This window comes from Leptothrix mechoopdaensis (SeqCode) (assembly GCF_053893855.1).
Genome location: NZ_CM132699.1, coordinates 1,721,942 through 1,735,829 on the forward strand (window position 1 = coordinate 1,721,942; position 13,888 = coordinate 1,735,829).

At 69.3% G+C, this 13,888-nt stretch carries 13 protein-coding genes and 2 tRNA genes; 13 read left to right on the plus strand and 2 right to left on the minus strand.

Translation table 11 applies throughout. The features are described 5' to 3' along the window. Positions 1 to 6: 6 nt before the first annotated feature. From ACWA7K_RS07635 to ACWA7K_RS07675, 9 genes are all read left to right on the plus strand, one after another. Entirely contained in the window at positions 7 to 1,122 is a 1,116-nt protein-coding gene (locus ACWA7K_RS07635; protein ID WP_456167226.1) for a YeeE/YedE family protein, read from the plus strand. Next, positions 1,119 to 1,964 (plus strand): tRNA threonylcarbamoyladenosine dehydratase, encoded by an 846-nt coding sequence (locus ACWA7K_RS07640; RefSeq protein WP_456167228.1) that lies wholly within the window; start codon positions 1,119 to 1,121, stop codon positions 1,962 to 1,964. Before ACWA7K_RS07635 ends, ACWA7K_RS07640 begins: the two co-directional genes overlap by 4 nt. Positions 1,965 to 2,255: 291 nt before the next feature. Next, a tRNA-Lys gene (locus ACWA7K_RS07645) sits at positions 2,256 to 2,331 on the plus strand. A 26-nt stretch (positions 2,332 to 2,357) separates the two neighbouring features. Continuing rightward, positions 2,358 to 2,433, plus strand: a tRNA-Lys gene (locus ACWA7K_RS07650). A gap of 276 nt (positions 2,434 to 2,709) precedes the next feature. After that, complete coding sequence (locus ACWA7K_RS07655) at positions 2,710 to 5,418, plus strand: TonB-dependent receptor plug domain-containing protein (protein WP_456167230.1); 2,709 nt, start codon at positions 2,710 to 2,712, stop codon at positions 5,416 to 5,418. 189 nt (positions 5,419 to 5,607) lie between these two features. Beyond that, positions 5,608 to 6,336 (plus strand): MotA/TolQ/ExbB proton channel family protein, encoded by a 729-nt coding sequence (locus ACWA7K_RS07660; protein WP_456168718.1) that lies wholly within the window; start codon positions 5,608 to 5,610, stop codon positions 6,334 to 6,336. 21 nt (positions 6,337 to 6,357) lie between these two features. Then, a complete protein-coding gene (locus tag ACWA7K_RS07665) occupies positions 6,358 to 6,783 on the plus strand; it encodes an ExbD/TolR family protein (RefSeq protein ID WP_456167232.1) in 426 nt (141 codons plus the stop codon). Between the two features lie 38 nt (positions 6,784 to 6,821). Further along, a complete protein-coding gene (locus ACWA7K_RS07670; RefSeq protein ID WP_456167234.1) occupies positions 6,822 to 7,247 on the plus strand; it encodes an ExbD/TolR family protein in 426 nt (141 codons plus the stop codon). Positions 7,248 to 7,326: 79 nt separating this feature from the next. Next, on the plus strand, positions 7,327 to 8,049 hold the full coding sequence (locus tag ACWA7K_RS07675) for a hypothetical protein (RefSeq protein ID WP_456210415.1): 723 nt from the start codon (positions 7,327 to 7,329) through the stop codon (positions 8,047 to 8,049). A gap of 72 nt (positions 8,050 to 8,121) precedes the next feature. Here ACWA7K_RS07675 and efp read toward each other — a convergent pair whose 3' ends face one another. Both efp and earP read right to left on the minus strand, forming a co-directional pair. Then, the gene (gene efp, locus ACWA7K_RS07680; RefSeq protein ID WP_456167238.1) at positions 8,122 to 8,676 is read right to left on the minus strand and encodes an elongation factor P; all 555 of its coding nucleotides are present in this window, start codon (positions 8,674 to 8,676) and stop codon (positions 8,122 to 8,124) included. 71 nt (positions 8,677 to 8,747) lie between these two features. Further along, a complete protein-coding gene (earP, locus tag ACWA7K_RS07685) occupies positions 8,748 to 9,866 on the minus strand; it encodes an elongation factor P maturation arginine rhamnosyltransferase EarP (RefSeq protein WP_456167240.1) in 1,119 nt (372 codons plus the stop codon). 46 nt (positions 9,867 to 9,912) lie between these two features. Here earP and uvrC point away from each other — a divergent pair, with 46 nt between their 5' ends. From uvrC to ACWA7K_RS07705, 4 genes are all read left to right on the plus strand, one after another. Further along, on the plus strand, positions 9,913 to 11,940 hold the full coding sequence (uvrC, locus tag ACWA7K_RS07690; protein WP_456167242.1) for an excinuclease ABC subunit UvrC: 2,028 nt from the start codon (positions 9,913 to 9,915) through the stop codon (positions 11,938 to 11,940). A 43-nt stretch (positions 11,941 to 11,983) separates the two neighbouring features. Continuing rightward, positions 11,984 to 12,550 (plus strand): CDP-diacylglycerol--glycerol-3-phosphate 3-phosphatidyltransferase, encoded by a 567-nt coding sequence (gene pgsA / locus ACWA7K_RS07695; RefSeq protein WP_456167244.1) that lies wholly within the window; start codon positions 11,984 to 11,986, stop codon positions 12,548 to 12,550. Positions 12,551 to 12,574: 24 nt separating this feature from the next. Beyond that, positions 12,575 to 13,504 (plus strand): DMT family transporter, encoded by a 930-nt coding sequence (locus tag ACWA7K_RS07700; protein ID WP_456168720.1) that lies wholly within the window; start codon positions 12,575 to 12,577, stop codon positions 13,502 to 13,504. Between the two features lie 107 nt (positions 13,505 to 13,611). After that, positions 13,612 to 13,884, plus strand: coding sequence for an HU family DNA-binding protein (locus ACWA7K_RS07705; protein ID WP_456168722.1), 273 nt, complete (start codon positions 13,612 to 13,614; stop codon positions 13,882 to 13,884). Positions 13,885 to 13,888: the final 4 nt, after the last annotated feature.

Below are 13,888 nucleotides of genomic sequence, written 5' to 3' on the forward strand. Positions count from 1 at the left end.
CGCGCCATGCAAGAGATCGACGTTTCCACGCTCACGGCCCAGGTTCTCTGGGCCGTCTTCATTCTGGCCTTCGCCTTCGGCGCGCTCGGCGTGCGGACCCAGTTCTGCACGATGGGCGCCATTGCCGACTGGGTGAACTTCGGCGACAGCCGGCGCCTGCGCATGTGGGGACTGGCGATCGGCGTTGCCGTGCTGGGCTTCAACCTGCTGGTCGCGCAAGGCCTCTTCGCCGCCGACTGGACGCTCTACGGCGGCACGCGCTGGCTGTGGGCCTCGGCGCTGGTCGGCGGTCTGATGTTCGGCTTCGGCATGGTGCTGGCGTCGGGATGCGGCAGCCGCAACCTGCAGCGCCTGGGCGGAGGCAACCTGAAGGCCCTGGTGGTGCTGCTGGTGATGGGCCTGACCGCCTGGATGACGCTGCGAGGCCTGACGGCGCAACTGCGCGTCGAGACGGTCGATGCCTGGGCCTTGACGCTGGGCACCTCGCAGGATCTGCCCAGCGTGCTGGCAGCCGTGACCGGCCTGTCGACCCGGACGCTGGCGGCCGGTCTGGGCCTGCTGGTGGGGGGCGGGCTGATCGCCTGGGTGCTGTCGTCGGCCGATGGCCGTGAGGCGCGGGTGCTGGTCGGCGGGATGGGCAGTGCCGTGCTGCTGCTGGCGGTGTGGTGGGTCTCGCTGCGTTTCGGGCACCTGGCCGAACATCCCGAGACGCTCGAGGAGGCCTTCCTCGGCACCTACAGCCGGCGTGGCGAAGCGCTGAACTTCGTGTCGCCGGTGGCCCAGGGTTACGAATGGCTGGTGTTCTTCACCGACTCGGGTCGCCGCCTGACGACCGGTCTGGTCGCGGTGCTGGGGGTCTTCGGCGGCTCGCTGGCCGTGCATCTGCTGCGCCGCGAGTTCCGCTGGGAAGGCTTCCGCGACACGGCCGACACCGCGCGCCATCTGGTCGGCGCGGCGCTGATGGGTGTCGGCGGTGTCACCGCGATGGGCTGCAGCGTCGGGCAAGGGCTGTCGGGCATCTCCACGCTCGGCCTGACCAGCGTGGTCGCGCTGGCGGCGATCGCGGCCGGTTGTGTTGCCGGTCTGCGCTTCCTGGTCTGGCAGCTGGAGCGTTCGGCTTGAACTCGCCGCTGCCCCTGACCGAAGGCCACGACGCCGATCTCGAACGCCGTTTCGGCGGCCTGCGGCGCCTGTGGGGCGACGCTGGTTACGCGGTCGTCCGGCAGGCGAGGGTGGTGGTGATCGGCCTGGGCGGCGTCGGCTCGTGGGCGGCGGAGGCGCTGGCCCGGTGCGGTGTGGCGCAACTGGTGCTGGTCGACTTCGACCAGATCGCCGAATCGAACATCAACCGCCAGATCCAGGCGCTGGGCAGCAGCGTGGGCGCCGCCAAGGTCGACGTGATGGCCGCGCGTGTGCGCGACATCCACCCGGGATGCGATGTCCATGCGGTCGAACAGTTCGCCGAACCCGGCAACTGGCCCGGTCTGTTGCCCGGATCGGTCGACGTCGTCGTCGATGCCTGCGACCAGGCCAGCGCCAAGCTGATGCTGGCGCGCTGGTCGCGCGAATCGAACGTGCCGCTGGTGACGGTCGGTGCGGCCGGCGGCAAGACCCAGCCCCAGCGCGTCCGCGTGGCCGATCTGGCACGAGTCACGCATGACCCGCTGCTGGCCCGGTTGCGGCAGCAGTTGCGCAAGTCGATCGGCGTCTCCGGCCCGATCGGCCCGCGCGAGGTGCTGGGGCCGATCTGCGTCTACTCGGAAGAGGCGGTGGTCATGCCGAGTGCGCCGGGCGATGTCTGCGCAACCGACGGCAGTCTCAACTGCGCCGGCTACGGCTCGACCGTGGCTGTCACCGCGACCTTCGGCATGACGGCAGCAGAGGCGGCGCTCGCGGCGCTCCGGGATCGGGTCGGTGCTGCGGGCCCGCCGGACGCGGAAAGTGCATCGAACCTCTTGCGCTGAAGCTCTTTCGTTGTCTATACTCTTTGGCTTTCCAGAGTACTGCTTTCTGTCTTGAACTGAGATGAGCGCAAGGCGCGCTGACCAGATCGAGAAACAGGAAAAAGTCTGGATACTCTTCGAGCAAGGCTCGTCGAGTGCCCAGGCAGCGTTCGCTGGAACCTCTGTCGAGATTTCGCCGGAGAGCATGGGCAAGGTCAACCGTAGCCTTGCCGATACTCCCCGGGTTGGGTCGGTTGATCATCGTGTCGAAAGACGCGGAGTTACTCCGGACCACGCATGACCGGTTGAGGCGGGTTGTTAGCTCAGTCGGTAGAGCAGCGGACTTTTAATCCGTAGGTCGCGTGTTCGAGTCACGCACAACCCACCAAAACAGTGTTATGATTTAGTTCTCACGGGCTCTTAGCTCAGTTGGTAGAGCAGCGGACTCTTAATCCGTTGGTCGAGTGTTCGAGTCACTCAGGGCCCACCAACATTGAAAGCCCCTCGGTTTGCGCCGAGGGGCTTTTTCTTTGGTGCGACGGATTTCACAGGCGTTCGTGTTGAACCCTTCCGGCACGCGCATTCGACCGGGTGTATGCGATGAATGTTGCATCTCCCCAACATACTGGCACGTAGGTCACGGTGACTCGCGCCTCGCGCAACCTGGGAGTCACGCTGACCCCCCCGGCATGGCTTCGACAATCAGCCGATGCTGAATCAGCCCTGCACCCGCCCCCGACGCGCATGCCGTCTCCCGTTTCGGGCCTTGCTGCTGTTCGTCGCCGGACCGGGCCTGGCGAACATCGCCAGCGCCGATGACGGTGTGTCGAATCCTTCGACCACGCTGGAGCGCGTCGAGATCACCGGCAGCCTGTTGCAGATCCACGACGCGGCCGATCGTGCGCCGGTCACCATCCTGAGTGCCGCGGCGCTGCGTCAGCGCGGCATCACCAGCATGGCGCAGGCGATGGCCGCCATCGTGGCCAACCAGGCGCGGGTTGACGTGGCCGATGCCGTCGGCAACGTCAACGGTGGGAAGGCCGAGGTCGACCTGCGCGGGCTGGGTGCGGCGATCGGTTCGGGCGCGGCTCGAACACTCGTCCTGCTCAATGGCCGACGGCTCGTGAACCACCCCTTCGACGGCGCTTCGGTCGACGTGCATGGCATCCCGTTGGCCGCAGTCGACCGCATCGAGGTGCTGCGTGACGGCGCGTCGGCGGTCTATGGCGCGGATGCCGTAGGCGGCGTGGTCAATGTCGTGCTCAAGCGCGACCTGAGCGGCGGTGACGTGGCGCTCGAGACCCAGGGCTCGCCCCGGGGTGGCGGTCTGGTCCGCCGCTTCTCGTGGAGTGCCGGTTCGGGCGACGCGGACGGCGCCGATTGGCGCTGGATGCACGCCTTCGACCTGCGCGACCAGCAACGCCTTCCGGCCAGCCGGCGTTCGGCCTCCCGGACGGGCGTGCTGCTCGGTGACCCGGACCGTCTGACGAGCTACTACGGCCTGCCGGGATCGATCAATGGTCATGATCCCGCCTGGCCCGCCTGTGCGGCCCCCAACACCGTCGCGGGCAGCGACGGCTACTGCAAGTACGACCTGCCCGCCGTCGTCGACGCGATACCGGCCAACCAGCAGCGCCTGGCGTTCTTCCGGACGGAACGGACGCTCGACGACGGCTGGAGCCTGACCGGTGAACACCTCTGGTCACGCCAGCAGGTGGTGGCCAACAGCGGGGCGGCGCCCGCAGACCATTACCTTCGGGCCGGCACCCCCTACTTTCCCAGCCTTCCGCCCGGTGTCCTCGGCACGGTGCCGGACCTCTATGGCCCTGATCCGTCCGCGCAGGTGCCGGGCGGTCTGGTGTCGTGGCGAGAACTGGCGGCCGGACCACGCATCCGCTCCTCGACCACGCTGGCCGGTCGGACCTTGCTGAGCCTGCAAGGTGACTTGGCCGGCGGCTGGCGCCTGGAGACCGGCATTGGTCGTGCCCGCAGCAGCAGCGTTGAACGTGTCCGGCAAGGCTTTCTCGACGACAACCTCGTGCAGCAGGGTGTCTGGGATGGCCTGATCAACCCGTTCGGTCCGCAGACCCTGGCCGGCCAGCGGGCGATCGACGCGGCCCAGGTCCAGGCGGTGGTGCAGAGTGGCCGGGCGACGCAGGATCTGGTCGACCTCAAGCTCAAGGGCGACCTGACGGAAACCGCCCACGGCCCTGTCGCGGCCGCCTTCGGCGTCGAACACCGGCGCGAGCGGAGTGCGTTCCAGGTGTCCGATGTCGCCGCCCGTCTTCCGAGCCTGGGTCTTGATCCTGCGGCTGACACGGGCGGAGCCAGGCGTCTGCATGCCCTGCACGCCGAGGCGAACTGGCCGCTGACCTCACGCGTCGACCTGACGACGGCGTGGCGAGTGGACCGCTACGACGACATCGGCACGGCCTTCAGCCCGAAGCTCAGCTGGCGCTGGCGGCCGGCCTCGAACTGGACGATGCGCGGCGGTTACGCGAGCGGATTCCGGCCGCCGACCCTCTATGACCTGCATCGACCCGCGTCGCTGGGCAACACGGCGGACTACCGGAACGACCCGGTCAACTGTCCCGGTGGCGTGCCGGCCGCAGGCGTCGGCACGGCCGACGAGCGGCTTGCGTGCAACGTGCAGTTTCAGGTCCGCCATGCCGGGCCGGAGGCCAACGGACAGCCGCTGGAGAGCCTCGCACCGGAACGGTCGCGTCAGTTCACCCTGGGCAGCCAGTGGTCGCCCGACCCGACGGTCAGCCTCGCACTGGACTTCTGGCACCTCACGCTGAAGCAGGTGATCGGTGCCTTGCCGGACAGCGCGGTGTTCGACGATCCGGCCCGTCATGGCGCGCGCATCGTGCGCTGCAGCCAGCTGCCCAGCGGTGCGGGCCCGGGTCTCCGACGCGAGGACTTCGCGTCCTGCCTGGGCGGCGGCATCGATGCCATCGCCTATGTCGACCTGCCCACGCAGAACCTGGGCACGCTGCGCACCCGCGGTCTGGATGTCGGACTGCAATGGCTGATCTCGCGCGGGGACGGCGGCCGCTGGTCTGCCCGGCTGGACGGCACGCAGGTGCTCAGCCATCGCTACCAGCGCGAGCCCGGCGAGGCGTTCCGCGAGGCGGTCGGTGTGTATGGCGACGACGCGCCCGTGTTCCGCTGGCAGCACGTCGCCACGCTCGACTGGCAGCGCGCGAACTGGATGGTGAGCTGGTCGCAACGCCATCGTTCGGGCTATCAGGATCAGCTGGCCACGCGCCGCGTCGCGGCGGACATCACCCATGATCTGGGGCTGCAATGGCGGCCATCCGAACGCTGGCTCATGACCTTCACGGTGCGCAACGTGTTCGACCGGGATCCGCCGCTGAGCCTGCAGTCCCGCTCGTTCCAGGCTGGCTATGATCCGCGCTTCGCCGATCCGGCCGGGCGTGTGCTCGGGCTCCAGGTGTCGGCCCACCACTGATCACCGGGCCTGCGTTCCGGGTCGCCTGACGGCGACATCGCGGGTGCCGATCCGCGACGAGAGGACCCCATGCAGGCCCAGCCCGAAGCCCCGTTCCGACCCGATGCCGGCCGTCCGGTTGCACAGGCTCATCGAGTGAGCCCGCGCCTCGCGATACGGGTCCATCGCGCGCTGTTGCCGATCGGCACGATGTTCCTGGCCGGATGGGCGCATGCGCAGGAACAGGTCCAGGCGGTCGCCGCCACGGCGGTTGCGCCGGACAACCCCTATGGTCTTGCCGCGCTCTGGAACGGCAGCGACGTGGTCGCCCGGCTGGTGCTGCTGCTGCTGGCGGTGATGTCGGTCGGCAGCTGGTATGTGATCGTGATCAAGCTGATCGAGCAGAACCGCATCGGCCGACACGCCCGCGAGGCGCAGTCCGGCTTCTGGTCGGCCACCGATCTGCCGCAAGGCATCGCCGCGCTCGACGCCGCCAGCCCCTTCCGTGCGCTGGCCAGCTCGGGTGTCGAGGCGACCCGCAAGCACGACGGGTTGCTCGGCCAGATCGACCTGAACACCTGGGTGACGATGTCGATCCAGCGGGCCATCGAGCGCATCAACTCGCGCCTGCAGGGCGGGCTGGCCTTCCTGGCCACCGTCGGCTCCACGGCCCCGTTCATTGGCCTGTTCGGCACGGTCTGGGGCATCTACCACGCGCTGACCGCCATCGGCGTGGCCGGTCAGGCCTCGATCGACAAGGTCGCGGGCCCCGTCGGCGAGGCGCTGATCATGACCGCCATCGGCCTGGCCGTCGCCGTGCCGGCGGTGCTGGGCTACAACTGGCTGGTCCGCCGCAACAAGGCTGCGATGGACGAGGTCCGCGCCTTTGCGGGCGACCTGCATGCGGTGCTGCTGGCCCAGGCCGCCGCACCGCGCTGATCGCCGGACAGATCGACGAACATGGCCTTCCAGGTGCCCGGCGAGGGCGGTGACGACGAGGTCATCGCCAGCATCAACACCACGCCGCTGGTCGACGTGATGCTGGTGCTGCTGATCATCTTCCTGATCACGATCCCGGTGGTGAACCTGTCGTCGCCGGTGGTGCTGCCCAAGGAGCGCAACCAGCCGCGCCAGAGCCAGCCCGACACCATCGTGGTCTCGGTCGACGCCAAGGGCGGCCTGCACTGGTTCGACCAGCCCTTGAAGGACCGTGAGGCACTTCTGGCCCGCCTGCGCGACGTGTCCGGCCGCCAGCCACAGCCCGAGGTCCACCTGCGCGGCGACACGAACGCGCGTTATGCGATGGTCGCGCCGGTGCTTCAGGCCTGCACGCTGGCCGGCATCGCCAAGGTGTCGTTCATCACCGAACCGCCGCCGCGCAACTGACACCGTGGCACCGACGCCGCACACATGAGGCAGAACCCATGGCGATGACACCCCTCGGCGGATCAGGCGACGACGACGCGCCGATCATGGACATCAACACCACGCCGCTGATCGACGTGATGCTGGTGCTGCTGGTCATGCTGATCATCACGATCCCGATCCAGCTGCACGCGGTTGACCTGCGCCTGCCGGTGTCGAAGGCACCGGCCAGCCAGACGCCGCCGACGCCGGTGACGCTGCACATCGCCGCCGATGACCGCCTGAGCTGGAACGGCCAGCCGCTGGCCGACGCCGTCGAGCTGCGTCAGCGCCTGACCGAACTGGCCGCGCTGCAGCCGCCGGCACCCTTGCGCATCGAATCCGACGGGCGGGCCAGCTATGGCGCGCTGGCCGGCGTGATGGTCGCGGCTGATCAGGCCGGCGTGCGCCAGCTGGGCGTGGCCAGCGTGCCGGTCGGACCTTGAGGGCAAGGGGATGAACGGCTCGAAGCCCCAGCAATCGCTTGGCTCCGCGATGGCCCTCGAGGGCGATCAAGCTGCCTTGATGGCGGCCGATGCGGCCGCTCGCCGCACCCGTCGTGCCGGCCTGGCGGTCGTCATCGGTGCACATGTGCTGATCGGCTGGTGGCTGCTGCAGCCGACGCTGCGCGAGTTGCCCGCGCGGCTCAAGGTGATCGAGGCGGCGATCCTGGATGCGCCGCCGCCACCGCCACCACCCCCTCCGCCGCCCGCCCGGCTGGTCGAGGCGCCCAAGCCCGTGACGCCGCCGGTGACGCCGCCCAAGGTTCCGCCCGCGCCCGCACCGGTGCCTGCCCCGACGCCCGCGCCGGCACCGGTGGTCGCGCCCGCTCCGGAGCCGCGCCCGATCGAGCCGGTCGCCGTCCCCGCGCCACCGGCCCCCGCGCCCGCTCCACCGGCACCACCGGCACCACCGGCGCCCACGCCCCCTCCGGCTGCGCCAGCCCCCGTTGCGGCACCCGCCGCGCCACGCGCCCCGGCGGTCGCCGAGGTTGCCGTGGTCTGTCCGGGTTACCGGCGCATCCTCGAGACCTCGCTGGCCGACGAGTGGAACCGGGTCGGCATCACCGGCGTGGTGGAGGTGCTGATCAAGCTGCGCGGCAACCAGATCGTCGATGTGCAGGCGCTGTCCGGCCCGAAGGAATACCACCGCGCCGTCCAGCGTGCCGTGCGTCGCTTCAAGTGCAGCGTGGACGGTGCCGAGGAACGCGACGTGCGGCTGGAGGTCAGCTTCCGCGAGGTCGGCTGAGGCCGTCGAGCAGGCTGTCGAACAGGCACAAAAAAGGCGCCTCGAAGGCGCCTTTCGTTCAAGCCAGGTCGATCAGACGCGCTTGCGGTACTCGTGCGTGCGGGTGTCGATCTCGATCTTGTCGCCCTGGGCCACGAAGATCGGCACGGGGATCTCGAAGCCGGTCGAGATCTTGGCGGGCTTCAGGACCTTGCCCGAGGTGTCGCCCTTGACGGCCGGCTCGGTCCAGGTCACTTCGCGGACCAGCGAGGTCGGCAGTTCGACCGAGATGGCCTTGCCGTCGTAGAACACGACTTCGGCCTGCATGCCGTCTTCCAGGTAGCTGATCGCGTCGCCCATGTTCTCGGCCTCGACCTCGAACTGGTTGTATTCGGTGTCCATGAAGACGTACATCGGATCGGCGAAGTAGGAGTAGGTGCACTCCTTCTTGTCCAGGATGACCTGGTCCATCTTGTCGTCGGCCTTGAACACGACTTCCGTACCGGAGTTGTTCAGCAGGCTCTTGAGCTTCATGCGCACGGTGGCGGCATTGCGGCCACCGCGGCTGTATTCGGTCCTCAGCACGACCATCGGGTCCTTGCCCTGCATGATCACGTTGCCGGCGCGGATTTCCTGTGCAATCTTCATCTCGGTATCCCAGTTTCCCAGTTGTCTTGGCGGACGTCGCGGCCACGCGGCCCTGCGCAAAGCCCGCGATTCTAGACGCTTTGCCCGCCGACCCCTTGACGCGACACGAAGTCGAGCAGCCGGGCCAGCAGATCCGGCTGGGCGGCCAGGGCGTTCGCACGCCCGCTGGACCAGGCTTGCCAGGGCGCCCAGAGCGGACCTGCCGGCAGCAGCCGGCGCCATGCCATGTCGGTTGACGGATCCCCGGATACCGGCCCCGCCAGGCCGTTCCAGTTCCGCCAGACACGACCCAGCGTGTCGGCCAGGTCGGGGCTGGCACCGTCCAGGTAGAACGACAGGAAGGCCTCCAGCTTGTCCGCATGGGCGCCGTCGTCCTGCGGGTAAAGCTGCCAGACGAACGGCCGACCGGCCCACAGCGCGCGCACCAGCGAGTCTTCGCCGCGCACCAGGTTCAGGTCGCTGCCGCGCAGCTGCGCGTCGAAGGCGGGCTGGGGGACATGCGCGAGATGGCGCCAGGTCACCCGTCCTGCCGATGCGTCGCCCAGGCGCGCCGCCACGCTGCGCGCCGACCAGCCGGGCGTGACGTCGACGCGGGCGCCGTAGGGCAGGGACTCGAGCGCATCGCGCAGGGCCATGAGCCCGGGCGGGTCGTAGCTGAAGAGCGTCACGTTCAGCGCGCGTCCGGTCATCGGCGCGATGTCTGGCGGCGACACGCCCGGCTCGCGCAGCAGACCGCCGGTCGCCGCCGTGAAGCCGGGATAGAAGAACCACTTGTCGAGCCCGCGCCCCGGGCCAGCCATCTGCGGCGAGCGCAGGCCGTGCGAGCGCTCGACGTAGGACTCGGCGCTCAGGTACTCGAGGTTGATCCACAGCGGCTGCCGGGGCAGGGCGGCCATGCGTTCGACGAAGGCGGCCGGCGGGTCGCAGCCGAAGGCCTCGACGACCACGTCACCCGGCTGCTCGTCGGCCCATGGATCTCGCCAGGGCAGCACCTCGACGCCGCGCGCGCCGTCGGGCGCCATCCAGGCCAGCGCCGACGCGTCGTCGATCCAGAGCCGGACCCGGTGGCCGCGTGCGCCCAGGTCGGCCGACAGCCGCCAGCACACGCCGACGTCGCCGTGGTTGTCGATGACGCGGCAGAAGACGTCCCAGGACAGGGCGGTGGAGGGCGACGAAGGACCGGGTGACATGGGGCGCGGGAGGCGAAGGCGAAGGGCGGGACGGCAAAATCGCCGGATGGTGAACGAGTCCAGCAACGACGGCAAGCCGCCGGAAGACGCCGCAGGCACGGCCACGGCGGCCGAGCCGGCCAAGCTCGATGAACGCGAGCAGATCTGGCAACGCCTGCTCGGCGAGGTCGCCGCGCTGCCGCAGCTGCCGGGCGTCTACCGCTACTTCGATGCACAGGGCGGTCTGCTCTACGTCGGCAAGGCCCGCAACCTGCGCAAGCGCGTCTCGAGCTACTTCCACAAGGACCATGCGGGCACGCGCATCGGCCACATGGTCGGCCGCATCGTGCGGCTCGAGACGACGGTGGTGCGCAACGAGGCCGAGGCGCTGCTGCTCGAGAACAACCTCATCAAGACGCAGAACCCGCGCTTCAACATCCTGTTCCGCGACGACAAGAGCTACCCCTACCTGAAGCTCGTCACGCACGAGTTCCCGCGGGTGGCCTACTTCCGCGGCGCGGTCGACCGCAAGCACCGCTACTTCGGGCCGTACCCGAGCGCCTGGGCGGTCAAGGAAGGCATCCAGCTGATCCAGAAGGTCTTCATGCTGCGGACCTGCGAGGACACCGTCTACGCCAACCGCACGCGGCCCTGCCTGCTGTTCCAGATCCACCGCTGCTCGGGCCCCTGCGTCGACGAGATCAGCCGCGAGGACTACGCCCGTGACGTGCGCGATGCCGTGCGTTTCCTCGACGGCGAGACCGAGGCCGTGCTGGCCGGCCTGCAGGACGAGATGATGAAGGCGGCCGAGGCCTTCGAATACGAGAAGGCCGCCGAGGTGCGCGACCGCATCGGCGCGCTGTCCAAGGTGCTGCACCAGCAGGCCATCGACACCGGCGACGACCGCGACGTGGACGTGCTGGCCGTCAAGGTCCAGGGCGGCAAGGCGTGTGTCAACCTGGCGATGATCCGGGGCGGTCGGCACCTGGGCGACCGGGCGTATTTCCCCGCCCACATCGAGGATGCGCTGGCCTTGGGTGCGGGGGATGCGGATGACGATGCCGTCAGCGACGGCTCGGCCGGCGGATCTGGCGGATCCGGTGAATCCGGCGAACCCCCGAGCGCCGAACGGACCGTGCTGGAGGCCTTCATGGCGCAGCACTACCTCGGCGTCGATTGCCCACCGCTGCTGGTGACCAGCCACGCCGTCTCGCGCGAGCTGCTGCAGGCGCTCGGGGGCCCTGCGCAACGCCGCATCACGGCCCAGCATCAGCCACGCGACCAGCGTCGGGTCTGGCTCGACATGGCCATCCAGGGCGCCGAGATCGCGCTGGCCCGGCTGCTGGCCGAAGAAGGCTCGCAGCAGGCCCGCACCCGCGCGCTGGTCGAGGCGCTCGACCTGGCGCCCGAAGGCGAGGACGCCGCGCTGGACAGCCTGCGCATCGAGTGTTTCGACATCAGTCACACCCAGGGCGAGGCGACGCAGGCGTCGTGCGTGGTGTTCGAGAACCACCGCATGCAGCCGGCCCAGTACCGGCGCTTCAACATCGGCGGGATCCAGGGCGGCGACGACTACGCGGCGATGCGCCAGGTGCTGCAACGCCGCTACGCCAAGCTGGTCGAGGCGGCCCGCGAGGGGACCGGGCGGTTGCCGGATCTGGTGCTGATCGACGGTGGCAAGGGACAGGTCGGCGTGGCCCGGGAGGTTTTCGAGAGCCTGGGCATCGACCTGTCGATCATCGTCGGCGTCGAGAAGGGCGAAGGCCGCAAGGTCGGGCTGGAAGAACTCGTGTTCGCCGATGGGCGCGAGAAGGTCTACCTCGGGCGTGATTCGGCCGCGCTGATGCTGGTGGCGCAGATCCGCGACGAGGCGCACCGCTTCGCGATCACCGGGATGCGCGCCAAGCGGGCCTCGGTGCGCACCGGGGGCAGCCGGCTGGAGGACATCCCCGGCGTCGGACCCAAGAAGCGTGCCCGGCTGCTGCAGCGCTTCGGCGGCGCACGCGGCGTGGCGCAGGCCAGCGTCGACGAGCTGTCGAGCGTGGAAGGCATCTCGGTCGAGCTGGCGCAGCAGATCCACCAGGCCTTGCGCTGACGTCGCCCGGGCGCGTCACCGAACCTGTGCACAATGCCGCTCCATGTTCACGACGCTACCGACGCTGTTGACCTGGGCCCGCATCGTGGCCATCCCGCTCATCGTGGGCATCTACTACCTGCCGTGGACGATCGAACATCGCAACGAGTCGGCCACCTGGCTGTTCGTGCTGGTCGCGCTGACCGACTGGCTGGACGGCTACCTGGCCCGCAAGCTCAACCAGACTTCCGCCTTCGGCGCCTTCCTGGACCCGGTCGCCGACAAGCTGCTGGTCTGCGCGGCGCTGCTGATCCTGCTGCAGCTGGATCGTGTCAATGCGCTGGTCGGGCTGGTCATCATCGGCCGCGAGATCACGATCTCGGCGCTGCGTGAATGGATGGCGCAGATCGGTGCCTCTCGCAGCGTCGCGGTCCACATGCTGGGCAAGCTCAAGACCGCCGCGCAGATGGTCGCGATTCCCTTCCTGCTGTTTGACGGCATGCTGTTCGGGCTGATCGACACGCGCTTCTGGGGCACCGCACTGATCCTCGTGGCGACCGTGCTGACGATCTGGTCGATGGTCTATTACCTGCGGAAGGCGGTCCCCGAGATCCGCGCGAAGGTCCGCTGAGTGAGCGGCGTTCAAGCACCGGCGATGGCCGGTGGCAGCCGCTGGATCGGCGCGATGCCCGGTGTCTTCGTGGTCATCTGGAGCACCGGTTTCGTGGTCGCCCGCTACGGCATGCCGCACGCACCGCCGTTCACCTTCCTGGCGGTGCGCTTCTTCCTGTCGATGCTGTGCCTGGGCCTGTGGGCCCGCGTTGCCGGCGCGGCATGGCCGGCCACACGCGATCAGTGGCGACACCTGGCCATCACCGGCGTGCTGATGCAGGCCGGCTACCTCGGTGGCGTGTGGGCTGCGGTGCGATGGGGCATCGGCGCCGGCACGGTCGCGCTGATCGTCGGTCTGCAACCGCTGCTGACCACCTTGTGGGTCGAGGCGCGCGCGGGTTCTTCATCGAATGGCGGACCGCGTGAACGGCTAGGCGTGCGGCACTGGCTCGGCCTGATGCTGGGGCTGTGCGGCCTGGCGCTGGTGGTCGGGCCCAAGCTCGGTCATGGCGAGGTCACGCCCGTCAACCTCGCGCTGGCCTTGCTCGCCTTGCTGAGCATCACCAGCGGCACCCTCTACCAGAAGCACCATGTCCGGCCCTGTGACGTGCGGACCGCCGGCGGCGTCCAGATGATGGCGGCGCTCGTCGTCGCGGCGCCGCTGGCGCTGGCCGAACTGACGGTGGGCGGCGCCCGCATCGACCTGCATCCCGAACTGCTCGGGGCGATGGCCTGGTCGGTGCTGGCCCTGACGCTCGGTGGCAGTTCGCTGCTCTACCTGCTGATCGCACGGGGTGCGGCCACCCGCGTGACCAGCCTGATGTACCTGGTGCCACCCTGCACGGCCGTGCTGGCCTGGCTGCTGTTCGACGAGGCGCTGAACGCCAGCATGGCGGCCGGCATCGCGTTGAGTGTCTCGGGCGTCCTGCTGGTCGTGCGCGCGGGTCCCGGTCAGGCCCGCCGAGGCGGTTGAACACCCCCGGCACGGGCGTCCGGCAGGCCGCTGCCGGGGCCTTAGAATCCGGCGCCGCAGATCACCTTGCCGAAGCCCAGGAGGGCGCAAGCCCCGAGGATGCCCCCGTGAACAAGTCCGAACTGATCGAACACATTGCCGAACAGGCCGACATTTCCAAGGCCGCCGCCGCGCGGGCCCTGGAGGCCGTGATCGGCGGCGTCGGCACCGCCCTGAAGAAGGGTGACAGCGTCGCGCTGGTGGGCTTCGGCACCTTCTCGGTCACCAAGCGCGCATCCCGCGCCGGCCGCAATCCGCGCACCGGCGCGGCGATCAAGATCAAGGCCAGCAAGGTCGCGAAGTTCCGGCCGGGCAAGGCCCTCCGGGACGCCATCAACTGAATCA